Annotated in this window: 22 protein-coding genes, 1 tRNA gene and 1 pseudogene; 10 read left to right on the forward strand and 14 right to left on the reverse strand. The window is 61.1% G+C overall.

The window, feature by feature from the left end; genetic code table 11:
- Positions 1–93: 93 nt before the first annotated feature.
- Together CEY11_RS19345 and CEY11_RS19350 are read right to left on the reverse strand one after the other, a co-directional pair.
- The gene (locus tag CEY11_RS19345) at positions 94–2,733 is read right to left on the reverse strand and encodes an AAA family ATPase (protein WP_088605063.1); all 2,640 of its coding nucleotides are present in this window, start codon (positions 2,731–2,733) and stop codon (positions 94–96) included.
- Entirely contained in the window at positions 2,730–3,863 is a 1,134-nt protein-coding gene (locus tag CEY11_RS19350) for a metallophosphoesterase family protein (RefSeq protein WP_088605064.1), read from the reverse strand. Before CEY11_RS19350 ends, CEY11_RS19345 begins: the two co-directional genes overlap by 4 nt.
- A gap of 271 nt (positions 3,864–4,134) precedes the next feature.
- Here CEY11_RS19350 and CEY11_RS19355 point away from each other — a divergent pair, with 271 nt between their 5' ends.
- Positions 4,135–4,932: an EcsC family protein gene (locus CEY11_RS19355; RefSeq protein ID WP_233154985.1), complete on the forward strand. Its 798-nt coding sequence runs from the start codon at positions 4,135–4,137 to the stop codon at positions 4,930–4,932.
- Between the two features lie 188 nt (positions 4,933–5,120).
- Here the strand turns inward: CEY11_RS19355 and CEY11_RS19360 are convergent, their stop codons facing one another.
- The gene (locus tag CEY11_RS19360) at positions 5,121–5,348 is read right to left on the reverse strand and encodes a hypothetical protein (RefSeq protein ID WP_088605065.1); all 228 of its coding nucleotides are present in this window, start codon (positions 5,346–5,348) and stop codon (positions 5,121–5,123) included.
- Between the two features lie 190 nt (positions 5,349–5,538).
- Complete coding sequence (locus CEY11_RS19365; protein ID WP_088605066.1) at positions 5,539–6,093, reverse strand: hypothetical protein; 555 nt, start codon at positions 6,091–6,093, stop codon at positions 5,539–5,541.
- A gap of 216 nt (positions 6,094–6,309) precedes the next feature.
- Here CEY11_RS19365 and CEY11_RS19370 point away from each other — a divergent pair, with 216 nt between their 5' ends.
- Complete coding sequence (locus tag CEY11_RS19370; protein WP_088605067.1) at positions 6,310–7,305, forward strand: glycine reductase; 996 nt, start codon at positions 6,310–6,312, stop codon at positions 7,303–7,305.
- 84 nt (positions 7,306–7,389) lie between these two features.
- Here the strand turns inward: CEY11_RS19370 and CEY11_RS19375 are convergent, their stop codons facing one another.
- From CEY11_RS19375 to CEY11_RS19385, 3 genes are all read right to left on the reverse strand, one after another.
- Positions 7,390–8,295 carry a hypothetical protein gene (locus tag CEY11_RS19375; protein WP_088605068.1) on the reverse strand — a complete coding sequence of 302 codons (906 nt, stop codon included), beginning with the start codon at positions 8,293–8,295 and terminating at the stop codon, positions 7,390–7,392.
- 282 nt (positions 8,296–8,577) lie between these two features.
- Entirely contained in the window at positions 8,578–8,988 is a 411-nt protein-coding gene (locus tag CEY11_RS19380) for a type II toxin-antitoxin system VapC family toxin (RefSeq protein WP_088605069.1), read from the reverse strand.
- Complete coding sequence (locus tag CEY11_RS19385; protein WP_088605070.1) at positions 8,964–9,242, reverse strand: FitA-like ribbon-helix-helix domain-containing protein; 279 nt, start codon at positions 9,240–9,242, stop codon at positions 8,964–8,966. The genes CEY11_RS19380 and CEY11_RS19385 overlap by 25 nt, the downstream gene beginning before the upstream one ends.
- A gap of 168 nt (positions 9,243–9,410) precedes the next feature.
- On the opposite strand from CEY11_RS19385, the pseudogene CEY11_RS25230 reads away from it, so the two are divergent.
- Both CEY11_RS25230 and CEY11_RS25585 read left to right on the forward strand, forming a co-directional pair.
- Positions 9,411–9,544: pseudogene (locus CEY11_RS25230) on the forward strand (type I restriction enzyme endonuclease domain-containing protein); the annotation flags it as partial.
- A gap of 226 nt (positions 9,545–9,770) precedes the next feature.
- Complete coding sequence (locus CEY11_RS25585; RefSeq protein WP_198958941.1) at positions 9,771–10,631, forward strand: hypothetical protein; 861 nt, start codon at positions 9,771–9,773, stop codon at positions 10,629–10,631.
- 123 nt (positions 10,632–10,754) lie between these two features.
- Here the strand turns inward: CEY11_RS25585 and CEY11_RS19395 are convergent.
- Positions 10,755–10,830: transfer RNA gene (locus CEY11_RS19395), tRNA-Ala, on the reverse strand.
- A 446-nt stretch (positions 10,831–11,276) separates the two neighbouring features.
- On the opposite strand from CEY11_RS19395, the gene CEY11_RS19400 reads away from it, so the two are divergent.
- Positions 11,277–12,140, forward strand: coding sequence for an aldo/keto reductase (locus tag CEY11_RS19400; RefSeq protein WP_088605071.1), 864 nt, complete (start codon positions 11,277–11,279; stop codon positions 12,138–12,140).
- A gap of 31 nt (positions 12,141–12,171) precedes the next feature.
- Here the strand turns inward: CEY11_RS19400 and CEY11_RS19405 are convergent, their stop codons facing one another.
- The 3 genes from CEY11_RS19405 to glcF form a co-directional block, all read right to left on the reverse strand.
- On the reverse strand, positions 12,172–13,158 hold the full coding sequence (locus CEY11_RS19405) for a Bug family tripartite tricarboxylate transporter substrate binding protein (protein WP_233154986.1): 987 nt from the start codon (positions 13,156–13,158) through the stop codon (positions 12,172–12,174).
- A 72-nt stretch (positions 13,159–13,230) separates the two neighbouring features.
- A complete protein-coding gene (locus CEY11_RS19410; protein WP_233154987.1) occupies positions 13,231–14,790 on the reverse strand; it encodes an FAD-binding oxidoreductase in 1,560 nt (519 codons plus the stop codon).
- 12 nt (positions 14,791–14,802) lie between these two features.
- A complete protein-coding gene (gene glcF, locus CEY11_RS19415) occupies positions 14,803–16,188 on the reverse strand; it encodes a glycolate oxidase subunit GlcF (RefSeq protein ID WP_088605072.1) in 1,386 nt (461 codons plus the stop codon).
- A 174-nt stretch (positions 16,189–16,362) separates the two neighbouring features.
- On the opposite strand from glcF, the gene CEY11_RS19420 reads away from it, so the two are divergent.
- The 4 genes from CEY11_RS19420 to CEY11_RS19430 all read left to right on the forward strand — a co-directional run bounded on the left by CEY11_RS19420 (position 16,363) and on the right by CEY11_RS19430 (position 21,820).
- Positions 16,363–17,364 carry a helix-turn-helix domain-containing protein gene (locus CEY11_RS19420; protein WP_088605073.1) on the forward strand — a complete coding sequence of 334 codons (1,002 nt, stop codon included), beginning with the start codon at positions 16,363–16,365 and terminating at the stop codon, positions 17,362–17,364.
- 472 nt (positions 17,365–17,836) lie between these two features.
- A complete protein-coding gene (locus tag CEY11_RS19425) occupies positions 17,837–18,478 on the forward strand; it encodes an HIT family protein (protein ID WP_088605074.1) in 642 nt (213 codons plus the stop codon).
- Positions 18,471–19,187: a hypothetical protein gene (locus CEY11_RS25235; RefSeq protein WP_143322948.1), complete on the forward strand. Its 717-nt coding sequence runs from the start codon at positions 18,471–18,473 to the stop codon at positions 19,185–19,187. The genes CEY11_RS19425 and CEY11_RS25235 overlap by 8 nt, the downstream gene beginning before the upstream one ends.
- 89 nt (positions 19,188–19,276) lie before the next feature.
- Positions 19,277–21,820 (forward strand): nucleoside triphosphate pyrophosphohydrolase, encoded by a 2,544-nt coding sequence (locus CEY11_RS19430; RefSeq protein ID WP_088605075.1) that lies wholly within the window; start codon positions 19,277–19,279, stop codon positions 21,818–21,820.
- Here CEY11_RS19430 and CEY11_RS25240 read toward each other — a convergent pair.
- The 3 genes from CEY11_RS25240 to htpX all read right to left on the reverse strand — a co-directional run bounded on the left by CEY11_RS25240 (position 21,806) and on the right by htpX (position 25,603).
- Positions 21,806–22,435 carry a hypothetical protein gene (locus CEY11_RS25240; RefSeq protein WP_143322951.1) on the reverse strand — a complete coding sequence of 210 codons (630 nt, stop codon included), beginning with the start codon at positions 22,433–22,435 and terminating at the stop codon, positions 21,806–21,808. The genes CEY11_RS19430 and CEY11_RS25240 overlap by 15 nt on opposite strands.
- Before the next feature lie 308 nt (positions 22,436–22,743).
- On the reverse strand, positions 22,744–24,405 hold the full coding sequence (locus CEY11_RS19435) for a Na/Pi cotransporter family protein (protein WP_088605076.1): 1,662 nt from the start codon (positions 24,403–24,405) through the stop codon (positions 22,744–22,746).
- A 316-nt stretch (positions 24,406–24,721) separates the two neighbouring features.
- Positions 24,722–25,603, reverse strand: coding sequence for a protease HtpX (htpX, locus tag CEY11_RS19440; protein ID WP_088605077.1), 882 nt, complete (start codon positions 25,601–25,603; stop codon positions 24,722–24,724).
- 241 nt (positions 25,604–25,844) lie between these two features.
- Here htpX and CEY11_RS19445 point away from each other — a divergent pair, with 241 nt between their 5' ends.
- Positions 25,845–26,753, forward strand: a complete 909-nt coding sequence (locus tag CEY11_RS19445) for a DMT family transporter (RefSeq protein WP_088605078.1) — start codon at positions 25,845–25,847, stop codon at positions 26,751–26,753.
- Positions 26,754–26,760: the final 7 nt, after the last annotated feature.

Genomic DNA, 26,760 nt, shown 5'->3' on the forward strand with positions numbered 1-26,760 from the left:
GCGAATGCCGCAAGCCGGGCTTCCGGCGGGTGCGGCCCGTCCGATGCGGCCTGGCCTTCGGCCGCGCTGGAACAAACCTAGCGCAAACCCGCATCAGTCCGCCGCTTGCAGCGACTGCATGGAAATCGGCGCTACTCCCAGATCCCGCCAGTTGTCGGGATGGCAGGTGAACAGCAGGATCTGGTGGCGCTGCGCGGCGTCGAAAAGAATCCGTTTCATTTGCGCCAGGCGCGGCGGGTCGCTGTGCACCAGGGCGTCGTCCAGAATGATCAGGGTAGGGCGGCCCGCCTCTTTGAGCAGGTCGGCATAGGCCAGCCGGCTGATCAGGCCCATCTGCTCGCGTGCGCCGAAACTCAGCGCGTCGAAGTCGCCGTGCTCTTCGTGGCCGTCGATGGCGCGCACCAGCTGCTGGGGCAGCAGGTCTTCGTTGACGCTCAGGCGGGCCTGCGGAAACAGCAGCTGCAGATAGTGGTTCAGATGCCGTTGCAAGGGCGCCTGGATGCGTCGAGTCAGTGCTTGCCGCTTGGCGCGCAGCAGGTCGAGCAATAGCTGTAAAGCCGCGGCGCGTTGATCGAGTTCGCCGCGGCGGCGGCCCATATATTCGAATTGCCGGGCCAGCTCGGCGCGCCGCTCTTCCAGGTCATTGGCGCCCAGCGCTTCCAGCTTGCTTTGCAGGCCGGCCAGTTCCAGTGCGCGCCTGCGGGCCGCGTCTTCCAGCGCATCGGCGGTTCCCGAAAAGCGCTTGATGTCCTGGTCGAGGATGTCCGGATTGGCGGCTTCGATTTGCTGGCGCCGCAGATCCATGGAACGCCGCAGGGTGCCTTCCCGGGCTTGCAGATCGATCAGCCTGTCGGCGATCTCTTTTTCCTGTTGCTGGCGGCCGGGCGCTTGCACGGAATCCTGCAGCCTCTGCCATTCGGCTTGCGCGTTATGTACCGCTTGAAGCGCCAGGCTGTGTTCTGTTTCGTAGCGGCTCGCGGCCTGCTCGGCATTCTTGAGCTGTTCGCGCGCTTGTTCCAGGGCCAGTTCTGCGGTGGCTGCGTCGATGGTGTTGGCGTCCGGCTCGGGCAGGCCCGCCAGTTCCTGTTCGATCGCCTGGCGCCGCTGCCGCAGCAGCGCCTGCTGATTGTGCAGTTCGTCGACGCCTTTGGGGGCGCTGTGGCCCAGCTGCAGCTCGCCGCGCCTGATGTCTTCCTGCAATGCGCGGCGCTGCTCGGCGCGCTCTTCGGCTTGTGCCAGGCTGTCGACGCGAAACTCGCCCAGCAGGGCGGCGAAGCCGTCTTGTGCGGCTTGGCGGCGCCGGGCCAGGTCGGCGATGTCCTCACCGCCGGGCTGGATGCGCAGCCGGCCGGTGCCTGGAATGTTTATATCGACGGGTTCCAGCAGCAGGCGCTGGCCTTGCCCGACCAGGTCTTCTTCGCCCAGCCGGATGTGTTGCGCCGGCAACAGCTCGAATTGCAGCCGGGTTGCCACGGCCTGCTGCGCAATCTCCAGCTCGCCCAGTCGCTGGCTTTGGGCCCGCAGCCGCTTCAAGGCGGCCGCATCGAGCGGGTTCGCCTGCAGCTGCCCCTGCCAGCCCAGCAGCTCGGCCTGCAATGTGCGCGCTTGATTCAGTTTGTCGTCCAGGCCTGACAGTTCCCGATCGGCCTGGGCCAGCTCGCCGGCCAGCGCGGCACGTCGTGCGTGGCGGCGCGCCAGCTTCAGGGTTTCGTCCGCCTGGTGATAGGCGGCTTGCGCCGCGACCTGCCGGGCTTCGATGGCGCTGCGCTGCGCCTGCCGATCGCCCAATGCCTGTTCGGCCTTTTTCAGCTCCGCGGCTCGCAGGGCCAGGTCTTCCTGCTGCCGGGCAAACGACGCCAGTTGCTCGCGGCACAGGCGCTGATTGCCTGTGCAATGCTGCAGATCCTTTTCTTCCTGTTGCTGCGCCTGTTGCCAGCCTCGAACTTCGGCCAGGCGTTCCCGGGCCTGCAGGGCCTGCTGTCGGTAGGCTTCCCAGGGTCTTGGCGCGTCTTCTTCTTGCTGGCGGCGCAGTTCGCCCAGGCGATCCACCTGCTGGCGATAGGTGGCAATGGCTGCATCGGCCTCGCGCAACTGCGCTTCGGTGTCGATGTATCTACGTTGAATATCTGCATAGTCTCCGGTGGGACGGCCGGTGGCGGTCAATAGAACGGCTCGCTGGCGTTCCACCTGGGCTATGATCTCGTCCCCTGCGCTGCTGGCCACTTCCCCGAGACTTGCACCCAGTACCGACTTCAAGTAGCCGCTGGCGTAGCCGAGCGGCTCGCGGATGTCCTGGCCGCAACCCTGTTCGATCCACAGCAGGCCCGGGATGCCCCAGTGTTCGGCCTTGCTGGCGCCGCGTCCGGGCAACTGATAGCCCAGCAGTTCGGCCAGCTTTTCCTCGGCTTCGTCGCCGTTCAGCCGCTGGCCCGCGATGTCCAGGTCGCAGCGCTTGTGCTTCAGAAAGCTCTTGCTGAGCTTCCAGCGTGCGCCCTGCCAGTCGAACTCCAGCTGCACGCTGGGCGCGGCCGACGAGTCTCCCCAGGGTTGCAGGTCGTCGACGCTGTTCGATTTGTGGCGCTCGAAGAAGGCCGCGCGTATGGCGCGTACCAGTGTGCTTTTGCCGGATTCATTGGGGCCGGTGAATACATTGATGCCCGGGCCCAGGTCGCGGACTTGCAGCGGCTGGCGGAACTGGCGCAGATGTTCGACACGCAGGCTGCACAGCTTCATGCTTGCTCCTGGGTCATTTGTCGATCGCGCAACAGCCCGGCCAGGATGGCCAGGGCATCGCGGGCCGCCGTGCCGCCATCATCTCGCGACTGCTCCTGCTCTTGCTGTAGCTCAGTGATGACTTCGCCCAGATAGCCATCGGCGTGCAGCGCCGCGATATCTTCCGCCGTGGGTGTCAGCCGCAGGCCCGACTGATCGCATTGCAGGCTGCGGCATCGGCCTTGTACCACCGACAGCGTCTGCTGCAGGCGTTGCTCGCCGGCCAGGTCTATGTGCCCGGTAAGCGTCAGATCCAGAACCGTGTTGGGGGGTAATTGCTCCAGGCGCTGCAGCAGCGGTTCCAGGTCGGACGCGACCGACAGTTCCGTCGCCCAGTCTTGCCAGCGGTATTGCGTCGTAAGCTGCGGAACCACCACTGGCGCCTGCCCTGGGCCGGGCAGATCGACCAGCAGAACCTGGCCCGCGCCGTTGTCCTTGAAGCGTTCCTGTTCGGGGGTGCCGCTGTACCAGGTACGGTCATCGACGCGTTTCAGCCCGTGCCAGTCGCCCAAGGCCAGGTAGTCCAGGCGCGCGCGCCGCGCCCGGTCGGCGGCAATCGGGTTGGACGAATCGATGTCCTCGGCCAGAATCCCCTGGACGCTGCCGTGAGCCAGGCCGATGCGCAGCAGCCCGACAGCTGTCTCGGCTGTGTCGAACCATTCGGTCAGGTCGCTGTGGGTCTGGCGCTGCGTCAGGGGCGCGGCCAGGATCGCAAAGCCGAGCTCTGGAAATTCGCGCACGCAGGGCTGCAGCATGACGTGCGCATTGGGCGGAATGGCGGACAGGCGCTGCGCCTTGGCCCAGACGCTTTCCGCCAGTGCGGCGTCGTGATTGCCCGGGATCAGTATCCATAGGCCGGCGTAGCCCTGCATGGCATTGAACAGCCGGCGTATGCTGCGATCCGACACGGTTTGCGCGTCGAACACGTCGCCGGCTACCAGGACGGCCTGAACCTGTTCGCGCGTGGCCAGTGCGGCAATATGCTCGACCGTCGAGTAGCGGGCCTCGGCCAGCACCGCCGCGTCTTCCGGCAGGAAGCGCCCGTACTGGCGGCCGATCTGCCAGTCGGCAGTATGGAGAATTCTAGGCATTATGGTTCGAGTATTGGCTTATTGTCGGTCGCATCGATGTTCGATGCCGGGGCGCTCACACTTTGTCATCATTGCTTATCTTTCGGGCCACGCGGCCGCCGGCGCAGTTGGCGAACCTTGCTGGCGTCCTGGCTATGTCGCTGGCTGTGTTGCCCGGGAAGAATGGGCCTGCTTGAATTCTAGCGTTTTGCCTCCAGCTTCATGCCGTACGGTTCATCGTATACCCGACGCACAGCGCCCCTATCAGAGCAAATAAGGACGGGAATCCATCGTGGACACGCCTCTGAACGCCGCCGACCTGGCCGAACTGCGCATGGCGCGCCAGCTGCTGGAAAATCCGGGCCTGGCCGCGCGCATGACCAACCTGCTCGGCACGCCCATCGAGAAAGGCCTGGGCATGCTGCCCGAGGGCTGGCATGGCCGCATCGCCGGCATCGCCAGAGCGGCGCTGAGCAAGGCTGCCGATGCCGCAATCTTCACTCTGGATGATACGCCCGGCGGCAAGAGTGCCGATCGTTGGCACAAGTGGGGCGCGGCGCTCAGCGGCGGCGTAGGGGGCTTTTTCGGCCTGGCCGGCCTGACGGCGGAACTGCCCATTTCCACGACCCTGATGATGCGCTCGATCGCGGCCATAGCCCGCAGCGAGGGCGAATCGCTGCGCGACGCCGATACGCGCAGCGCGTGCCTGATGGTCTTTGCCATGGGAGGCAAGGCCGCTGCCGACGACGCCGTCGATAGCGGCTACTACGCCGTGCGCATGGCCTTGGCCCAGGCGGTGGGACACGCGGCCGATTATCTAGGTACCAAGGTGACCGTGGACAAGGCGGCGGCTCCTGCGATGGTGCGCCTGATCGCCGCGATTGCCGACCGCTTCGGCATCCAGGTCACCGAAAAGGCCGCCGCCCAGGCCATTCCGGCGCTAGGCGCCGCCGGCGGCGCCCTGGTCAATACCCTGTTCATCGGCCACTTCCAGGACATGGCGCGCGGCCACTTCGTCGTGCGCCGGCTGGAGCGGAAGTACGGCGAGGAAGCCGTGCGTGCGGCGTATCTGGCCTTGGGAGACAGGTGAAGGCAAATGAATACTCGCGTTTGCGAGCTATTCATGTGTTGCCATGCCTGCCTATTGCAAGATTCCCAGGCCTTCCGGCGGGCTGCTTAGGCTTCCCGATACGCTGTCCAGGCTTTCCAATACCTTACCCAAGCCTTCCGGTATGCCATCCCGGCCTGCCGGCGCGTTGCCGTGTAGGCCGCAAGGGCTTATTTGCGCTTGAACCATCCCATGAAACCGCCCAGAACCAGAATAGCGCCCACCACAATCCCGGAAATACCCAGCCATTGGGGGATGGCCTTATCCTGCGTCGCTTTCAGGGCAGTCGAGCCCAGCTTGACGATGGTTTCAGTGTCATGATAGGTGCCGCTGCCCGCCACCACCCAAATACCTGCCACGAGCGGGACGAGGCCGACGATAATCAAGATCAGGCGCATGTTTGAATTCCCTCAGGGTTTGTATCACTGAAAATTTACTACAGTTACGACAGAACCCTGTAACGTTCTCCTACCGTGTTGCGAACGTGCGCCGGCGCCGGGGTGTATCGGCGTTGGAGAGAGCATCGAGCCGGTGGTTATCGGTAGTGACTATCGCCCGGCGGCAGCGGCCCGCGCTTTGCCCATTGCGTCATACGCCGGTGGCGAGCCTTGCCATGACGATGATAATGGCGACCTGCATGACACCCTGGCTGGCCACCACATAGTAGAAGCGGCTCATCGTGCGCCCGATCTTCGGGCCGTCGGGATTCGGTTTCTGCAGTTCGAGGCAGACACGCACGCTGGTGGGCAGAAGATAGCCCAGGCCCTGGATGGTCATGAGCGTGATCAGAACCAGCGCCGCCACGATCCAGCCGAACTGCGGCCAGGGCAGCTGGGTGAAGCCCATCCGAACCGCCAGAAACCAGCCGGCGGTGCCGGTCAGGATCGACAATGTAGGTAGCAGAAACAGCGTGACCGGCGTCAGCCGGGTGATGATTTCCTTACGCACCGGAATGGGGACGCTGCGGATGATCGGCCCAATGACGAATCCCATGAACAAGTCGATGCCGGTCCATAGCACGCCGCTCATGACGTGCACCCAGTTGAGGAACCAGAGGCTGCCGTACAAAATCGCGAACACCAGCACGACGAGGGCCGCCACGGCGTACCAGAGGTAGCGCCAGCGGATGAGATTGACTTGCATTGCGGGTGATGCCGTGGATGACGCGTCCATAGAACCTCCGGAGTTTCTTTGCCGGGCCAGCTGAGCATTACGTATGATACTGCCGGGCCGCTGCCCGGCCTATGCCGGGGTTCTTGAACGGAGCGGCGAGGAATTTGCCGCCGCCGGGTGTCTGCGATCCGAACGCCATTGCACCAGTGCTAGTATTTGTGAACCGTCCAATCGAAGGAAGCGGCCGTGAGTGCTAGCAGCGACCAGCAAGATCTTGGGTTCGCGCCCATGTTCGACCAACCCATTGCCTACATGCAGCGTACCCGCGAATGGTACCTGGCCCTGGGGTATGACAACCCGTATACCTGGGCCCACTATACGGACGTTCCCTTTCATGCGCTGGGCAAGCCATTGTCGGCCGCCACCGTGACGCTCATCACCACTGCCGCGCCGTACCAGGAAGGCAAAGGCCCGCAGGGGCCGGGCGCGCCGTACAACGCGGCGGCTAAGTTCTATGAGGTGTATTCGCTGCCGACCGGATGCGATCCCGACCTGCGGATTTCCCATGTCGCCATAGACCGCAAGCACACCAGCATGGAAGATTCCAGAACGTGGTTTCCGCTGGCAGCATTGCGCGAGTCGTTGCAGGAGGGGCGCGTCGGCCGGCTCGCCGCCCGGTTTCATGGCGCACCCACGAACCGCAGCCAGCGGCACACGCTGGCCGTGGACTGTGCAGAGATTCTGCGGCGCTGCCTCGAAGATCGGGTCGACGCCGCCATTCTGGTGCCCAACTGCCCCGTGTGCCACCAGACCGTCAGCCTGCTGGCCCGGCATCTGGAGGCCCATGGTATCGCCACGGTGATCATGGGCTGCGCCAAGGACGTCGTCGAATACTGCGGCGTGCCCCGGTTTCTGTTCAGCGATTTCCCGCTGGGCAATGGCGCCGGCAGGCCGCACGATTCCGAGTCCCAGCGGCGCACGCTGGCGCTCGCCTTGCAAGTGCTGGAAAGCGCGCCCGGGCCGCGCGCCACGGTGCAGAATCCGCAGCGCTGGTGCGACGATCCCGACTGGAAGCTGGACTACTGCAACGCGGCGAGAGTCAGCCCGGCCGAATTGCAGGTCTTGCGTGAAGAAGCCGAATCCGCCAGAAGGCTGGCGCGGGGCATGCGTGAAGCCAGCCAGGCGAGCGGGCGCGCCGCCGGCTTGGATCCCGCGGCCCCGCAAAACAAGACGCTGGGCTGAAGATCCGAAGATCCGTCAGGTGTGGTTACCGATGCCGTGGAGCAGGGTCGCTGCGCCATCATGGCTGCCGAAGGGCGGGGGCGCCTATCCGGTCAGCCACTTGACGAACAGCGGTACGCATTTGAAGCGCCAGCCGTTCTCGGTGGTCAGTTTCAGCAAGGGGTCGCGCATTTCCCGGATGTCGAACTCATAGGAGTAGCTGAGCTTGGCCACCGGCCGGCCATGCTCGATCTGTATGCCGTAGACCGTTTCCTTGTGGTGTTCGTAGAACGTGACGGCACCCCATTTCATATTGAATGAAAGGTTCAGGCCGTCCAGCCCGCCCGAGGCGTTGAACTGGATTTCTTGTTCGTGTACCCGCGCCGTGTGATCGGTTTCGTCGAAGCGGATGGTGATGCGGGACAGCGACGAGATCTTGTGTATGCGCATCAGATCGAGCCACGCAGCGTCGGCGTATTTCCAGTCCACGATGACCTCGTCGGCGCGTTTTCCGGGGCTGACGGTAAAGGGGAATTCGGCACCGCTGTTCATTACCAGCATGCGTTGGCGCAGGTCTTGCGCACTGATCGCATGGGAGCCCGGCGCGGGTTCGAATGTCATGGACCAGCTCACCATGCGCAGGAACAGCAAGGCCATCACCACGATATAGGGCAACAGGAACAGCAGCGGCGAGGGCATGCCCGGCGCATCGAGATCGTAGCTATTGAGGCGCAATCCGGAGTAGGCCCGCGCAATCAGGAATACGCTGCCGGGCAGCGTCAGCGTGACGAAGAAGGTAAGGAAGAAGGCGGTAGGCCTCCGGTTGTCCGGAAGCACGAAGAACAGGATCACCCCGGCCAGCACGGCCACCAGCAAGATGCCGCCCAGCACCGCCCCGAGCATGTGGTCGTGGAGGTCGGGGCGCTTCCAGGCGATGTAGATCAACAGCAGCGCCAGCGCGGTCGTGACGCCCATCGCTGCCAGCGCCGGGCCCGTTCCCTTGCCTTCCATGTCGTCCCCTTGTTGCCTTGTTGCCTTGTTGCTTTATTGCCTTGTTGCCTTCTTGTTCTGTTCGCCGGCGGCGTGTGCGCGCGGACATAGGTATATAGGCATATAGATCCCGATCCGCGATCGGCTAGGCCAAAAGTCTATCAGGCGGCACGCGAAGGTGATTCATTCATTTGAGCTAATCGGGCGCCGCAGGGGCCGACGCGCCGAGCCCTGCAGCCTTGTCCGCTGCATCAAGTGAGGCCCGCCAAAAGTTTATTCAGGGCAGGCCGCTTACTTGCCTTCCTACGGGTTGATGATGGCCAGCCCTGTTGCTTCAACGGGGCTGATGTCGCGTGTGGCGACGGTATAAGCGCGCGTGGCGGCCGAGGCCGCGATGTAGCCGTCGGCCTTTCCTATGGCGTTACCTGCCACCCTGGCGGCTGCCATCAGCTCGGCATAGGCCCGCGATGCGTCCAGGCCGAAGGGCAGGACGCGCCCGGCGAAGGCCGGGATCACTTTGCGCTCCAGCAGCTCCAGGTAGGTGGCCCGGCGCTTGCCTTGCGGCATGGCCGCCAGGCCGAAACGCAGTTCAGCCACGGTGATGGCGGACAAATACAGCGTTTCGATCATTTGCGCGCCCATCCATGCCACCACCTGGGGTGCAGGCTGGGCCTTCCAGAGTTCGGATATTACGTTGGTATCAATGACGAGCATTCGAAGCTCATTGGTTCGGCCGGTGTCTTGTCGCGCTGCCGGTTGATGGTTTCGACTTCGGCGTGGGTCAGGCTGCCCGCCTCGCGGGCGATGGAAGCCAGCATCGAACCAAGCTTGATGCGCCCCTCGGGCCTTGCGGCTTGTTCCAAGATGCTGCGAACCTCTGCCTCGGTGCTGTGGCCATGCATGGCTGCCCGAACCCGGATGGCGCGATGCACTTCCTCGGGGATATTTCTGACGGTGATAGAGGCCATGATGCAAATCCTTCATTTGCCATGTTTGATATCACCTTATATAAATGATATCGATTTTACAAGGCTGAGGAATTGAGCTGAGAAGCTGCGGGAGTTTGGCTTCTCCTGTTCACTGGTTGCCGTGCTATGGGTGTCGCGGTAGGGTAAAGCGTTTCTTGTCCAGCATTGAGTCGGCACGCCGGCCTGCGGTTGATGGTTAAGCGCATACTGCGCAAATACAAGTATCCTTTAGATATGGCGGATGCCGCTGCGGAGCTGGCGCTGCAACAGGTGAGGTGTTGGGTGAGATGTGGAACGCTTAGGCATGACCTTGCACTGTGCAGGTCGTTGCCTGATTGACGTTCGGGGGAGAAAACCAGGCAACGTACCTGCGATTATTTTTCCGAATCTCTTTTGGGCTCTGATCACCGCTGGAGGTTTTCGAATTGCCCCTGATTCACATGGAGGTTTGTTCCCACAGGTTTTCCCAGCTTTGCCTTGTGCGAGATAGGCTGTCGTGGTCAGGCCGCTACAGCATAGGAGAGAGAGGTGGCAGAGTTCTCTGACAAATTTGTTGCATTCGTTGACATTCTCGGGTTCAAAAATTTGGTTAACAGAGCATCGCGCCATGATGACATGTCTTTGGACGATCTCTTACGTTTGGCACAGACACTTGGGCCAACTGAGGCTCGAAGTGTGTTCGACGCCTATGGGCCGGTGTGTTGTCCTGCGGCGCATCGAGTAAGGAAAAACCTTGATTTTCGAGTAGTCCAGATATCTGACTGCGTGATTGTTTCCAGTGAAATCTCCCCTGCGGGATTGATAAATTTAATCCATTACTGTTGGGGCTCCGTCCTGAGGCTCTTGACTGAGGGTGTTCTGTGCAGAGGATATGTCACACGGGGTGAGATTTATCATACGGAGCGGCAGGTCATCGGGCCGGCGTATCAGGAGGCATATAGCAAGGAAGGGAGGGTCTCTGTGTTTTCGGATGGGGAGGGTGAAAGCGATGGGACTCCGTTTGTTGAAGTTGCCCCGATAGTTTTGGAGTATGTCGAGAGTCAGTCAGATCAATGTGTGTCGGAAATGTTTAACCGGATGGTGCAGAGGGTTCCTGATGGGGCTGCCCTTTTCCCATTTAAGAGATTGGAGGCCTCAGGTGCTATTGGAGGTGCTCAATCAGAGGAACTGCTCAAGGCGAATGCCACAATCAGAGAGAATATTCATAAATATAAGCGTCTGATGTGGTCGTTTGGCAAACCAAGCGGCGAACGAGCCTTATCTAAGGTGAGGCATTACGAGGCGGCTCTTGATGAGCAGCTTCGATTGTGTGATGGCCTCGATGAGGTTGTCGGGAAACTTCAGCAACCGGCAGTGGCTGTTCATCATTCTCCACCGTCAGGGCTATGAATGTTGTAATTGTTACTTTGAAGCGACGGTAGCAGAGAACAGATTCCTGCGATTTGTGTGGCCGGGTGTACGTGGGAATCTAACCAAAAAAACGCCCGACTGAGAACAGTCAGGCGTGTATTCTGGTGGAGACGAGGAGGATCGAACTCCCGACCTTCGCATTGCGAACGCGACGCTCTCCCAGCTGAGCTACGTCCCCAGAAAGACAGGCATTCTAGCAGATTTGCGGGGCTTGTGTGTCGAACCCGGGCTGGCGGTTGACCCGGGCAGGCAACCGGGTGCAAAGAGCAGAACGGCCAGCTGGCGGAGCTCTGGCGCCCGAGGCTTCTTCCGCCCATTACCTGCGACGGCTATTCATCGACACTTTCGTCTTTGGGCTGCCCGCCAGGGGCGGGCATGCCCCCTAGCGGCACGCCCCCTAGCCATTGCTGCCCGTTCAGATGCTACATTGGGGAGGTAATCCAGCGCATCCTCGATCGCCTACCTGGCGAGCGCGCTGGGAATAACGGGGGTGGGCCTCATCCCCGCGCATTGCGCATGCGGGCTCGTCATGGCAAGCCGCTTCCAGGCCTTTCCGGAACAGAGCGGCTCCGTGCATCCGGGAAGCTTCGTGCATGCGCAGACATCGTCCAGGAGAATATCAGCATGACTACGCAACTACCGGCGGCCGCGGCCGGGCAATTTCTTATCGGCGGCGATCTGGCCGTCAACCGCCTGGGCTATGGAGCCATGCGCGTCACGGGCAAGGGCATCTGGGGCGAGCCGGCCGATCTGGCGCAGGCCCGGGCCACGCTGGCCCGGGCGCCCGAGCTGGGGGTCAATTTCATCGACACGGCCGACAGCTACGGGCCGTACGTCAGCGAAGACCTGATCCGCGAGGCGCTGCATCCGTACCGCGGCATGGTGATCGCCACCAAGGGCGGGCTGGTGCGCCACGGCCCCGACATCTGGAAACCGCTGGGCCGGCCCGAATACCTGCGCCAGTGCGTGCTGATGAGCCTGCGCCGCCTGGGGCTGGAGCGCATCGACCTATGGCAGTTGCACCGCATCGACCCTCAGGTGCCCGAGGCCGAGCAGTTCGAGGCCATTGCCGAAATGCACAAGGAAGGCCTGATACGCCATGTGGGCCTGAGCGAAGTAGGCATGGCCCAGATCGAGACGGCGCAGAAATATTTCCCGGTCGCCACCGTGCAGAACCGCTACAACCTGAGCGACCGGCAGAGCGAGGCCGTGCTCGATTACTGCGAGCAGCATGCCATGGGTTTCATCCCCTGGTATCCGCTGGCCGCGGGCGCACTGACCGGCCCCGACTCGGCGGCCGCGCAGATTGCCCGGCGGTTGAACATCACGCACGGTCAGCTTGCCCTGGCCTGGCTGCTGAAACGCTCGCCGGTGATACTGCCTATTCCCGGCACGAGCCAGGTCGCCCATCTGGAACAGAACGTGGCGGCCGCCACGGTAGTGCTGTCCGACGAAGACTACGCGGCGGTAAGCGCGCAGGCCGCCTGATCAGGCGGCCTGCGCGCGGACTGCGGACAAATTACTGGATGCTGATGTTCGCCTGCCTCGCCACCTTGGTGTACTGGGCGATCTGGCTCTTGATCGTGGCTGCCAGTTCGGCCGCGCTGCTGCCTATGGGCTCGATGCCCAGCTTGCCGAGGCTGGCCTGCATTTTCGGGTCGTGCAGCGCCTGTTGGACGCCTTGCTGCAGCGCCGCCACGATGGGGGCGGGAGTGCCGGCGGGAGCGAAGAGCCCCGACCACAGCAGCATCTGGTAGTCGGGCCCGCCCGCCTGCGCGACGGTGGGCACCTGGGGCAGCGACGCGATCCGCTTGCCGGTGGTGACAGCCAGGGGCCGCAGCTTGCCGGCCCGGATTTGCGGGATGACGGCGGCGCTGTCGCCGAAGGTCATGGGCACCTGGTTGGCGAGCACCGCCTGAACCGCCTGGGCGCTGCCCTTGTAAGGGATATGATTGAAGCGCAGATGCGCCTGCTGCGCGAACATTTCGGTTGCCAGCTGGAATGAGGTCGCAGCGGATCCGTAGTCTATGGATCCGGGCTTGGCCCTGGCGGCCTGCATCAGGTCGGGCAGCTTGTGATAGGGGGTAGATGGGTTGACGACGATCAGCAAGGGGAAGCCGCCTATCATGCTGACGGGGGCGAAATCGGCGGTGGGGTCGTAAGGCAGCTTCTTGTACACGGCGGGGTTGACTGTCATGCCGCTGCTGGGGCCTATTAGCAGCGTGTAGCCGTCGGGCTTGGCCCGCTTGACCGCGTCGAAGGCGATGAAGCCGTTGGCTCCGGGGCGGTTCTCGACCACGAAGGGCTGGCCCATTTGCGTCTGCAGGCGCTCGGCGAGCAGCCGGGCCAGTACGTCATTGCCGCCGCCCGGAGGAAATCCCACGACGATTTTCACCGGCCTGTCCGGATAGCTTGCCGCGACCGCGGTGGATGCGGGGAACAGGCTTGCGGCCGCAAGCGTACACAGGGCCAAAGCCGCGGCGGCGGCCGTCTTGATGGGCGTCATATATGTCTGTCTCCTGGTGAGTGTGATGGCGCGGCGCCTGGAGGCCGGCGGCTCGCCGGCGCCGCGGGATGTTTAGCGCATGCCGTACTTGCCGGGTGCGATGACGCCGTTGGGATCCAGGGCGCGCTTGATGGCGTCGCACGCCTGGACGATTCCGGGCATGCGCTGCTCTTGATGGAACTGCTGGTACATGGTGGGGGCGCGGCCGACGAAGACGCCTCTTTCGGCATAGCTGGCGGCCAGTGCCCGATAACATTGGTCGGCGCGGGCCGCCTCGTCCGGGTCGCTGCGATTGAATACCAGCGTATGCACGCCGCGGGCGAAACGCGGCCCGCAAACGTTGGAGACCATGTATTCCAGGCCATGCTGGCGGCAGATTTCGCGCGAATGTTTTTGCATCTGGTGCGCGATCTGCCCGTTCATGGGCATGCCGGGAAGAAACCAGGCGGTGCCTCCGCCGGGGCGCCAGTTGAGCATGCGCAGTTCGCCGTCGCTGGGCATGCCCAGGTAGTTTTTGCGGGCGATGTCCAGCGGCGCCACGGCCTGCGCCTCTTCGGGCGGGATGTAGCGGATCTTCGAGGACTTGGTGAAATGGGCGCGCAGCCTGTCGATCTGCGGGGCAACGGCCTGCTTGCTGGCGCCGAAGAGGGCGCCGGAAATGTTCCAGGCTCCCAGGCCGTGCTTGTGCTGCAAGGCCCGCCGGGCTTCGTCGCTGATCTGTTTGCGCCCGCCCGTAGCGGCATATTCGGGGTTGCTTTCCGCCGCCGCGATCAGATACAGATCGTTGGTCACGCGGATCTGGGTCGGCACGAAGTTGGTCTGCTTCAGCGGGCGCACGAGTTCGATGACCTCGTCCAGGTCGTCATCGTCGGCCGCGCTGAAGAAGAACGGTTCGATGTGAGGCGGGCGCAGCATCAGCCAGATGCCGGCTCGCGTGACGATGCCGTAGTTGGATTGGGTGAACAGTCCGTCGAGCGCCGGCCCGAAGCTGTACTTGGAGACGTGCCAATTCAGGTGTTCGGCGGCCTCCAGGCTGCCGTCGCCGGTGCGGATGAGATCGCCGCTGCCGAGCACCACCTCCATGCCGCAGACACTGCCGAAATGATCCGCGGCCGCGCCGCCGCCGCCGCCCTTGTCCAGGGCATTGCCCAGCAGGCTGCCCTGAGGTGGCCCGGCCGTCGGGGACATCATGAGGCGGCTGCCGCGCTTGTTCAGTTCGTCGTACAGGGACTGGAAGCTGACGCCGGGCTCCACCTCGCAATAGCCCAGGGTCTCATTGACTTCGAGCACTTTGTTCATGTGGCGGCCCAGATCGACCACGATCTGCCCGGAGCACATGGGGGACTTGCTGCCCAGGCCGATGTTCTGCCCGGTGCTGATGGGAAACAGCTGAACCTTGTGCCGATTCGCCGCCAGGACGATGCGCTGGACGTCGGCGGTCGAGGCCGGGTATAGCACGGCGGCCGGCCGGTTGTCCGGGCTGGGCAGCGTGTGTTCTCCGTAGCGGCCCAGAGTCGCGTCGGCGGTGGAGACGGCGTCGGGCCCCAGCTCGCCGCGCATGTCTTTGAAGAATGCGTCGAGGCTGGATTGCGGCGTGGCCGGAGTTGTGGCGGGAAATGCGGCGGTGTCCAAAGCGGTGGCTCCTTACCAAAGCAGATCGGAAGTTTCGGGGACGGCGCTCGCCGCGCCGTTGTGCAGCGGGTCTTCGGCATGTTCGTCGGCGGGCTGCGCCGCCGGCGTGAAAGATTCCATGCCTCGGGGCGGCGGCCCCCCTGCGGCCCAGTCCAGCAGCTGCACGGTGTGCGCCACCGGTATGTCGGTGTACAGGGATATCTGTACCAGGCATCCCATGTTTCCCGCCGCGATGATGTCGGGTCGTACGGCTTCGATGTTGCCGGCCTTGCGCTGCCCGAGCCTTGCGGCGATTTCGGGCTGCAGGATGTTGTAGGTTCCGGCCGAGCCGCAGCACAGGTGGTTTTCGGCGATGTCCGCCACCACGAATCCGGCGCGCCCCAGCACCGCCCGCGGCTCGCGCGTGATTTTCTGGCCGTGCTTGAGCGAACACGAGTCGTGATAGGCGACGCGTGCCGGTATGGGGCTTGTCAATGGCAGATCCTGCGCGCGCGCATTCAGGAATTGCGTGATGTCCACGCAGGCCTGCTCGACCCGCGCGGCGCGTTCGCGGCGCGGCGGGTCGTCCTGGAACAGCTCGCTGTAGTGCCGGATGACGGATCCGCAGCCCGAGGTCGTCACCACGATGGCTTCGATTTCGCCTTGTTCCAGCAGCGTGTGCCAGGTGTCCACCAGCCGCGCGGCGTGCCGCTGTGCGGCGCCGCGATGACCCAGGTGCAGATCCAGCGCGCCGCAGCAGCGGCCTGCCAGGCCGCTGTCGACCACCTCTATGCCCATGCGGCCCAGCAGCCGGCGCGCTGCGTCGTTGATCTCGCGGCCCAGTGCGGACTGCACGCAGCCATCCAGCAGGGTCACCTTGCCGGCGTTGAGGGAGCCGGCGCGTATGCCTTCGTCCGGGCCCAGGCCGCGGGCGGCGAATGCGCCGACCGCCCTGGCGTTGGACAGCCGCGCGAGCGTGCCCAGAGTGCCCGGCAGGCGTGCGGCGGCCCCGCCTGCCACATGAGCCGCCCGCGTCGCGACGCTCAGCAGGCGCGGATGGGTCATGATGTACGACAGCGCCTTGCGCTTGAGGCGCTCGCTCAAGGGGCGCACGCCGGACTGCTCTATGTATTCGCGCGCCGTGTCGATCAAGCTGCGGTAGTCCACGCCGGCCGCGCAAGTGGTCGCGCACGACAGGCAGGACAGGCAGCGGTCGACGTGGAGAACCGTGGCCGCCGGGGGCTTGCCGCCTTCGGCAAGCATGTCCTTGATCAGGGCGATTCTGCCGCGCGGCGAGTCGTTCTCTTCGTGATCCAGGACGTAGGTCGGGCAGACCGAGGTACAGAAGCCGAAGTGCACGCAGGTGTCGGCGACCTTGCGGCCTTGTTCGAGTCTCTCTGTCGGTATAATCGTTTGCATGCTTTCTTACGTGGCGCCTGAGCCATAGCCGGCCCGGGCTGTCGATCGGAACACTGCTGCGCCACGGTTGGCGCGGTTTCAGCCACTATATTGATTGATGCTGCCCGCTGGTGTCTTGGCCTTGCGTGCCACACGACATGACTGACAGCGCCACGGGCGACAGGCCCTAGACACATGGAATCGGAATCGCAGTCGCAGCGGTGCGCCGAGGACTGGCGCCGGTGGAAGGCCCAAGGCTCCAGGCAGCAGCGGGTCGATTACTGGAACGACGTCATCTGCCAGGCGGTGCTGGACGTCGACATGACGATGCAGGAACCTCCCGTGGGCGGGGGGCTGTTTCGCGGCAGCATCAGCAGCCTGAACCAGGTGGGCGCGCGCTTCGTCAATTTCCGCTCGTCCGGCCACGAAGTCACGCGTACACCGCGACAGGTCGGCCGCACCGACGGCGGCTACCTCATGGTCAGCCTGCAATACCGTGGCCAGAGCCGTCTTACCCAGAACCGCAGTGATGTGGTGTTGAACTCCGGCGACGTGGGCATCGTCGACAGCGGCCTGCCATTCAGCCTGTTTTTCCCTCAAGAAGTCGACCGGCGCATCGTGATGCTGCCCAAGTCGCTATTGGCTGCGCGCACGCGCAGCCTGGCGAATTGGCGTGGCCCGGTGCGCATTGCGTCGGACTTCGTGCTTACGCCGCTGATCGCGCACACGCTGAGAATGCTGACCGAGCGGGCGCAGCCGCTTACGGATTCCCACGCACATTTGCTGCTGGAAAGCGTGGCCGATTATGTGGCCAGCTGCTTGAGCCAGCAGCCCGGCGCGCAGGGCGCCGCCGCCATTGCCCGTGCGCGCTACGAGGCCGTGTTGCGCCATGTCGCGCAGCACATCGCCGATGTAGAGCTGGACGCCGGCGGCGCGGCTGCGGCGGCGGGGATGTCGGTGCGGACGCTGCATCGCCTGTTCGAGCGCTATGCCGATTGCAGTTTCGAGCAGCACGTCATCCGCGAAAGATTGCATCTGGCCCGGCGCGGGCTTGCCGCAGGCCGGCACGCTTCGGTGTCGGCCGCCGCGTTTGCGGCGGGCTTCAACGACTTGTCCCATTTCACCCGGCGCTTCCGCGCCAGCTTTGGCATTTCCCCGTCTTCGCTGCTGTCCGGCGGGCGCGAAGACGAGGGTTGAAATGAAACTATGATCTTCAACTGTCTTATAGGGTGTGAGTGGTGCAATGCGTGGTAAAAAACTAAAGTGAAACCAGGTTGCTCCTTCGAGCCGAAGTGGTAGTGACTTGATAGTCAATTTGCCGACGGCTGCCCGATGGCATGAAGTAAAAGATATTTCAAGGACGAGTTCAAGCCTGGAGCGGTGCTGTTGGCAGGGTAGTTTGGCTGCAACGTATCGCATCTGCTCGGGCATATTGATGAGCTGATAGAGCTTGACCAAAATCTAATTTTTATTCAGAATCAAAGAGTTAAGTGGAGCCATGCTGGGCTTTCATGCACAAGTGATGTTCTGAGCGTGTTGTAATTGGACGTGTATCTACCCTATTTCAATCCTTTCAAATTGACGAGGTACGAAGCCTCGACTTAGTGCCCGATCGATCTTCGTAAAGTAAACAAGTGCTACCATACAACGAGAACAGCGGTGGGCAAAAATGGAAAATAGGTGCAGATTCTGCGCGGTAAGTGAAAACCAGCAATCCTTCGGCGTAGCTGACACGAAGTTGGCCAGTGATGGGCGTTACTTTGCCATCCCTTCAATCGGATCATTGGTAGAAGGGTGGACGCTTATCGTCCCTAACGAGCACTGTGTGTCACTCCGCGCCCACTACGGAAGCAGTAATTTCGGCGCATTTGTCTCAGATATAGCTGGAAAGGTGCGCGATGCCTACGGTTCTGTGATTGCATTTGAACATGGAGCAAACCATGAAGGGTCGGCTACCGGCTGTGGTACCGACCATGCTCATCTGCACATAGTGCCGTTTGATGGTATCGATGTTGAGGATTTAGATTCATCTGGCATCGTGTTTCATATGATGAATGTGGCCGACATTGCCCAAGTTGTCGGCAGTAGTGAATACCTGGCATTTTTCCCTGACATCGCTGCAAATCCAACACATGTGCGGGTTGCCATCTTGGATGCATCTGTATCTCAGTTTTTCCGACGTCTAATCGGGTACAAACTTGGACTGAGCGCCGAGGAAATGGACTACCACAAAAGCCCGCGGCTGGATGTGGCTTCGGCTACGGCTATGGCTTTGATGCCAGTGTTCGAAACTGCCGCCGAAAATGAATGACGATGTCTTGAGGAGACAGACGGAGTCCGAATACGGCGTTGCTAAATCAAACGGCGGCACTGGCCAATTTGCAAGTGAAAGTGCAGCAAGGGATGGTGTTGGCTCTCTCGACTCGGGCATGGCGCTGAAGTCTAAAGGCGATACGTCTAATGAGTCTAATGAGCTCAAATTGCGCTTGCCCGGGCCGGACAGTGGAGATCCCACGGATGGGCGGCAGCAATATCAATGGCAAACGCGATATACAGGTGGTACTGCTTGGCGACAGATAAGCATTGAGGCAGTCTACACGGTAGCAGTTGCATCACTCTCGCTAGTTCTCATTTTCGTGGTATGGCGAGGTTATATCCCAAAATGGCTCGAACTAACCGCCTCTGAGGCAAAGGTTTTTCGCATCTACGGCTTCTATACAGCGGCTGGATTACTTGGCGGAACCGTGTTTTGCTTGAAGTATCTCTATAGAGTTGTGGCAAGAGGGTATTGGCACGAAGACCGGCGGCTCTGGCGATTTATCTCACCATTAATAGCTGCAAGCGTTGCATTCGCGATCGGTGCGCTAATACAGAGCAAACTCATTTCTTTTGCTGTACAGAGTCGAGCGCCTGGCATTGTTGGAACAGGCTTTCTTATAGGGTACTTTGGTGATCAAGCAGTCGCAAAGCTGCATGAAATCGCAAACGTGCTATTTGGGACATCCACTCGGTCTTCATAGTCGTGGCTATTCAACCGCAACGCCCGATAACGATCGTAGACGCGACCAATACTCGAATTGTTCCGGCACATCTAATCACGAAGGAACTCGTGGGGCAAAAAGCCTATGGGCTGAGTTGCATCCCTAGTATTTGGACACTTCCATTTATTGTGGCTTCGTCCAAACTGTACGAAGATTATTCCCGAGCGACGCCTAGAAAAAAGGCCCAGTGTATCAAATGGTGGGCGGCTCGCATGGCTGGTGCGTTAAATGGCATTGGAATATCTGGCGGTACCACCGTTTGGGTTCGCTCATCAGGTGTTACTGAAACAATCGCGCAACGAGGGCGATTTCATTCTGAGCAGACTACTGTCACCGACCTTGCTCGTGCACTCGAAATATGCCTCCAACAGATCGCGTTGTCCCTAGGTTTGTCGTCTGAGCAGGTTTGCTTAATTGTTCAACGTGCTGTGGTTCCGATCGCCGCGAAGGGGCATTTATCGGACGAGAGACAGTATGTACAGGAGGCTCGAGACTGGCTTGGCGAAGTTGAAACGCCGGTACCGGATCCTTATTTTCAGATCAATTTGCGGCAATGGCGTCGTCGTCAGAACGACGCGGCGTTCTCCCTTCCCTTGAGCTGCACGCTCAGCGTGTCAATTTCGCGTGCGCTTGAGCCTGCTGCATGGTGGGCATACAAACGTGATACGCGAGTTCATTTTGAATGGGTTTGGGATGGCAAAGCTGTTTATTTAGTTCAGGTGGATGAAGCTATTAAGCGAGATGGCTTCGACCCAACTGCACAAACTAAAGTGCTACAACGCCAGAAGGGCACTACACCGACACTTGAATGTTTGAAAGAGATTTCAGAAGAGCACGCAAGAAAGTTTCATAAAATTAAAAACGTCGAAATCTATAAAAAGCTCGGCATGCCATCATGCCCGATATTTGTCTTGGATGATGTCGGTGTCCTCTCCAAGATCATTTTTGGTGAAATTCCTTGTGATCTCCTTCGCGACATAGAGAAGCTTTGTGAATACTCACTCGTTATTCGTACGGATATAGAAACGAATGAGCAAACAAAGCGTCAACTTCTGCCGCGCACGTGCGAGGTGCGCGACAGCCGAGCTGCCTTGGAGTTTTTGAAAGGCACTCTCGAAAATTTTAAGCAGGCAAATATTAGCGAGCCAATTGCATTCATCTTTCACAACTTCATCCCAGCCGTTAGTTCTGCTTTTGCTTATGCCGCTCCAGGAGTGAGAAAGGTTCATATCGAATGCTTATGGGGTCTTCCGGAAGGGCTCTATTACAACAGTCACGATAAGATAATTGTCGATACAAAAAAAGGCTCATTAGCTTCTGATTCAACATTTGATTCCAAAAAATTTTCCATCCAATACAAGAAATTTTACAAGGGATTTTGTATTGCCCCTGATCACGACGGCCAATGGGTACGCAGGGCTCTTGCGGCGCCGTACGACTGGCGGAGAGCCATTAGCAAAGATGAATGGATCCGTGAAATAGCACTCCAGTCTCGCCGCATTGCAGAAATGTCTGGCGAGCCACTGAGTATTATGTGGTTTGTTGGCGTGCCTTTAAGATTTTCATCGCAGCCGATATTCCCTTGGTACCATGAGCCGTATCTAGTTCAAGAGCGGCATAGAAACGCATCCAGGCGGCGCAAAGCGGCTTGGGACAAAACCTTGATAATTAAGAATGCCGCAGATGTAGAGCAATTAAAGGCGGAAGCGGAGCGGGAGCGTTCTCAAGTTAAGCAAATTCGGCTGCAACCGGCCGATAATGATCTACTTCGAAACAAAAATCTACTAGAAACAGTTGGGGCGCTTGCAAAAAAGATTGATGCTGTAGTCTATTTGGAGGGCGGCATGTTGTCTCATGCTTATTATCAGCTCATACAAACTAAGGCGCAAATCGATATTGCTCAACCATTCGATCAATTGGACGAAACTCGGGAATTTCATAAGCTAGTGCGTGATGGTGTGCCGGGTAAAATAACCTCTGGTGGAGAGGTAGCAAAAATTGTTCGCCTTTCAGGTGATGACTTGTTGCTCGCTCTACGAGAAAAGCTTGTTGAGGAGGCAATCGAGGCGCTTGACGCTCGTGGCCATGACAAATTGCTTGAAGAGCTCTCTGATGTCGAGGAAGTCATAGATGGAATATTGCGCCAATTAAAAATCAGTCGCACCGAACTAAATCGATTAAAAAAACGAAAGAGTATTCAGTCTGGAGGCTTCGAGAATGGCATTGTTCTGGTCGCGACGGCAAATCCATCCCGGATTGGGCTATTCGCTGAGTCTGGAAATCTTTTTGAAGACGATTCGGCCGCAATCACTGCTCCCTCGCTTGAGTCAGTGGATCGACGTGGTGCGGTCACTCGTCGATGGGAAGACAAACGAGAGCACTCATCCAAGACTGAGCGCGTTTTGAGAGTCTCGGTGAGCCTCACACAGGATAATTGGACAACTGATTCGGGGGAAATCTCTGTGGGTGAAAGAGGTGATTCGGCAGTCCGGGCACGTATTACTGGCAGTAGAGAAGGATCGTCAATGACCTTGGAGGTGTCACTGTATACACTTCCTCGTCAGCTTGATCTTTTTCAGTTGGAAGATGAGCCACCATTATCGTCTAGTTAATAATAGCTCGTGCTTCTTTACGGAGTGAGCAGTGCGCATTAAAATGCGCTTAATATTGAATTCGTGTTGCGTTGCTTTCTTTCTAACAAAATCGCTATCATCGTATGTTATTAAAATATCATGCGATGTTTGATGAAGTTTTCCAAACAATTTTGCATGGTTGATATAATTGAATCTATATAGTGGCTTCACTCCAGGTTCAGATAGTTTTGTGTATGGTGGGTCAACGAAAAGCTTTACAGGGTGGCGCCGACGATGCAAGAGCGTTAAGTATTCGAGAGCATCCTCTTCAATCACTTTAAAATTGTTCGCATATTCATTGAGGCGCTTAATGCGATCAATTAGAGTCTGAGGATACCATCGGGATGACACTCCCTTATTGCGTTCTCCTGTTCGAAGTATTCCTGCTCCATCAGCAAGAATACCCCCTCGCCTAGCACGATTCTTTACAATCGTCTGAAAAGCGAGCCCAACATCTGTTCTGAATTTTTTATCGAGCAACTCTTCAACGCTCTCTTCTGTGAAGCGAAAGCCTCGAATTCGAGAGCATAATTTTCTAGCGTCAGCTGAAAACACCGTGCGCCACAGAGCGCAAATTGCTGGGTCGATTTCCACTAGAATCGCTCGATGTACGTACCCCTCCAATACGGCGAGTAATGATGCGTAGGCTCCTCCCGCAAAAAGCTCGACCAACTCAGCTCGACTATCCCTGGCCAGCCATTCACGAAGCTCAGGAGCTAACCACGATTTCCCCCCAGGATACCGTAACGGACTATAGTATGGAATTAGCTCTGGCACGTGAATATAAGCGCGTCTCGGACGGCGAATTTTAGCGTATGTGAATGGCAATTTCCCCCTTAAAGTGGCGTTGTTTAAATAATGGGGGGCTACCTAGTTGCGTGGCGAGAGGCAACCGAGGGGCCTTATGCCTGCACTTCGCGCAGGCGGTTCGGCAGCAGTTCGTTGTGCTTGGCCAGCACCGGGTAGGCGGCCGCGCCCACCAGGTAGGAATTCACGGTCTTGGCATCGCGCAGGATCTCCAGGTACAGCGAGCCCAGTTCGGCCGAATCCAGCTGGCCGGACTTGATCCGATCCAGGTGGCGCTCGGCGGCCGCCGCTTCGATATTGCGGAAGTGGTCTTTCTCGACGGCCAACTGGCGGGCGCTTTTCAGGTCTTCGGCGACGAACAGGGCCGCCGTCTGGCGCTGGTTGCGCAGCAGCCGATCCAGCACTTCAGTCAGTTCTTCGCGCTGTTCGGGCTTGAGCGTCCAGCCCTTTTTGCGCAGGGTGCCGGTATGGCCCAGCAAGCCGGTGGTGGTGATGCTGGCCGCGTGGGTGATGTTCGACGAAAAGGTAAGAATCTCGTCGAGGCGGCGCTGGTCGTCCTGGCTCATGCTGTCGTGATCCAGCGTGGCCAGGTAGGTGGTGATCAGGTTGTCGAGATGGCTGATGGCGTGGTTGATTTCCCGGGCCTGGGCTACCCGCTGCCGGTTGTCGCGGCGGAATCCGGCGCGCGTGATGTTGATCAGCGTCTGCAGCATATCCGACAGCCGCAGGGCCTCGCGCGCGGCGTTGCCCAGCGCCACGGCCGGCACCTCGTGCGCCGCTTCGTCCAGGTACAGCGGCTTGCCGGGGTCGTTGGGGTCGATGCGCTTGGGCAGCCATTTCACCAGTAGCCGCGAGTAGGGCTTGAGCAGGGGCAGGAACAGGATCGCCGCGGCCACGTTGAACAGGGTGTGGAAATTCGCCACGGCGCGCGCCGGGTCGGTGGAAAGAAAGCTCATCATGGCGGGTATCCAGGGCAGCACGATCAGCGCCAGGAAGCAGGCGACGACGCGCAGGCCCAGGTTGCCCAGCGGCACGCGGCGCGCGGCCGGGTCGCTGTCGGTCACGCCTTCGATCAGCGGGTTGACCGAGGTGCCCAGGTTGGCGCCCAGCACCAGGGCGTAGGCCACCGCCGGCGTGACCACGTCGTGGGCGGCCAGGGACATGATGAGCACCACCACGGCCACGCTGGAGTGGGCCGCCCAGGCCAGGGCGGCGGCCAGCAGCAGGGCGATGACCGGCTGCGAGGCCAGGGCGCCCAGGATCAGCTGCAGCAGCTCGGAATGCTGGATGGGAGAGAACAGGGTGACCAACTCGTGCAAAGAGATGAGCAGCAGCCCCAGGCCTATGAAGACGCGGCCCAGGTCGCGCCGGCGGCCGGGCTGGTGGCGCCGGAACAGCCACACGCCGATCAGGATCAGCACCGGGGCCAGCGCGGACAGATTGAAGGACAGCAGCTGGACGATCAGCGTGGTGCCGACGTTGGCGCCGAGCATGGCCGCCAGCGCCGGGGTCAGCGCCACCAGGCCGCCGGCGGCGAAGCCCGTGATCATCAGGCCGGTGGCGGTGCTGCTCTGCAGCGCCGCGGTGATGCCCAGGCCGGCGGCGAAGGCCCGCAGGCGCGTGCCCAGCGCATGGCCCAGCGCCGTGTCCAGGGCGGCGCCGAAGGCGCGCTGCACGCCGCTTTGCACCATGTGCACGCCCCAAAGCAGCAGGGCGATGTAGCCCCCGAAATCCAGGAGTGCGAGTACTTCAGTCATAGGCAATGCTTATCGAAGCCCGGCGGCCCTGGCCGGGGAACGTGGAAAACAGCCCTGCGGCGGGCATGCCCGGGCAGGATCGTGCGCTCGTGGATTCCTTTGCGCGGATCCACGGACGGAACCCGTTAGTTTGCGCCGAAAACCTTTACATGACAACGGCCATGGCTGCAGCGGCCATTCGTGCTGTGTCATTCGTGACACGGCCGCATGGGGCTGGCTTCATGCGGCGCGGCCCGAGCGGGCCGCGCCGGGCCGCTCGGGCCGGCCCGTTCCGGCACATGGTTAGGGCCTGTGCACCCTAAAAGCGGAGCAGGCCTCAGGCGAGCGGCGCGGACTGCAGGGCGGCGATGCGCGAGGCGATGGGCGGGTGCGAGGCGAACAGGGCGCTGATCGCCCGGCCGCCGGAAATACCCGAGGCCTCGAAGGTCTTGGGCAGTTCGCCGGCCTCCAGGCCGCCCAGGCGGGCCAGGGCATGGATCATGGGCTCGCGCGAGCTGAGCAGCCGCGCCGAGCCAGCGTCGGCGCGGTATTCGCGCATGCGCGAGAACCAGGCCACGATGACCGAGGCAAGGATGCCGAAGACCAGTTCGCAGACCACGACGGTGACGTAGTAGCCCACGCCTACGTCGCGCTCGTTCTTGAGCAGCGCCCGGTCGACGAAATAGCCTACCACCCGGGCCAGGAACACCACGAAGGTGTTGACCACGCCCTGGATCAGCGTCAGGGTGACCATATCGCCGTTGGCGATGTGGCTGACCTCGTGGCCCAGCACCGCGGTGACTTCTTCTTCGTTCATGCTTTCGAGCAGGCCGGTGGAAACCGCCACCAGCGCCTCGTTGCGGAAGGCGCCGGTGGCAAAGGCGTTGGGTGCGCCTTCGTAGATGGCGACTTCGGGGCGGCCGATGCCGGCGCGGTCGGCCAATTGGTGGACGGTGTCGACCAGCCAGGCCTCGCGCGCATTGGCGGGCGCCTGCGGATCTATGACCCGGGCGCCGGTGCTGGCCTTGGCCATTGTTTTGCTGAGCAGCAGCGAGACGATCGAGCCCGTGAAGCCCACCAGTGCGGCGAACACCAGCAGCTGCGACAGATCCAGCCCGTTGGCCGTCAGGTAGCGGCCCACGCCCAGCGCGCTCATGGTGGCGCTCAGCACCAGCACGACGGCCAGGTTGGTGAGCAGGAATAACACGATGCGTTTCATTGCCAGGATCCCCCTGTGATACGAAAATTCTGTACGGTGTATGGCGACAATCTTTGGAATATCCAATATGGGGGCGGTCGCCGCGTTTCAAAGCGGGCGCATGCACGATTCCGCGGTGCCCGCTGCAGGGCCGCCCCGCCGTATGGAAGCGGATACGGATTATGATCCATCCCGCGAGGTTATAGTATCGGCTTTTCCTCGCCCTGTTTTCCTGTCCTTCCCAACGAGTCCCGGTTGAACCATGCAGTCGCTCTGGATGTTATTGGCCTGCGTCATGTTTGCGATCATGGGCGCCTGCGTCAAATTCTCGGTGGATTTCGGGGCTACGCTGGCGCAGGTGGTGCTGTTTCGCGGTGTCCCGTCGGTGCTTTGCCTGTTGCTTTGGGCGCGCTATTATCGCCGCACCCTGGCGCCCACGAGCTGGCGGGCGCACCTGTGGCGCAACGTCGCCGGGGTGGCATCCATGTGGCTGGGCTTCTATGCCCTGGCGCATCTGCCGCTGTCCACCGCCATCAGCCTGAACTACACCGCGCCGCTGTTCATCGCCGGCTGGATGCTCGGCTGGGGCGGATCGCAGCGCGATCCGGTGCGCATCCTGGCCGTGGTGGCCGGCTTCCTGGGGGTGGTGGGGATCCTGCGTCCCAGCGTCCAGCACGACCACCTGCTCGCCGCGGCGCTGGGGCTGTCGGCCGGGGCCATGTCGGCCGTGGCCATGATGCAGCTGCGCGAACTGGGCAGGATAGGCGAGCCGGAATGGCGTACGGTGCTGATTTTCTCGTGCTGCGTGTGCCTGAGCAGCATGGTGGGATTCGGGTTCGGCGGCTGGAATCCGCTTAGTGCCAAGGCGTGGCTGGTGCTGGTGGCCCTGGGCAGCAGCGGCATGATCGGGCAGTTGGCCATGACTCGGGCCTTCGGCCTGGGCTCGGCGCTGTTGACCGCTGCGCTGCAATATACGACGATTATTTTCGCTGCCCTGCTGGGCATTGTTTTCTGGGGCGATTGGCCCGATCTCATCGCCTGGGGCGGCATCGCGCTGATCATCGCGTCGGGCCTGCTGTCGATCTGGCGCACATACACCGAAGACCGCATCGTCCGCGAGGTCGAAGCCACGACAACGGCCAAGGCCACGGCGGCTGCGGCCGCGGAATAGGAGACCA

Source organism: Candidimonas nitroreducens, assembly GCF_002209565.1.
Taxonomy (GTDB): domain Bacteria; phylum Pseudomonadota; class Gammaproteobacteria; order Burkholderiales; family Burkholderiaceae_B; genus Candidimonas; species Candidimonas nitroreducens.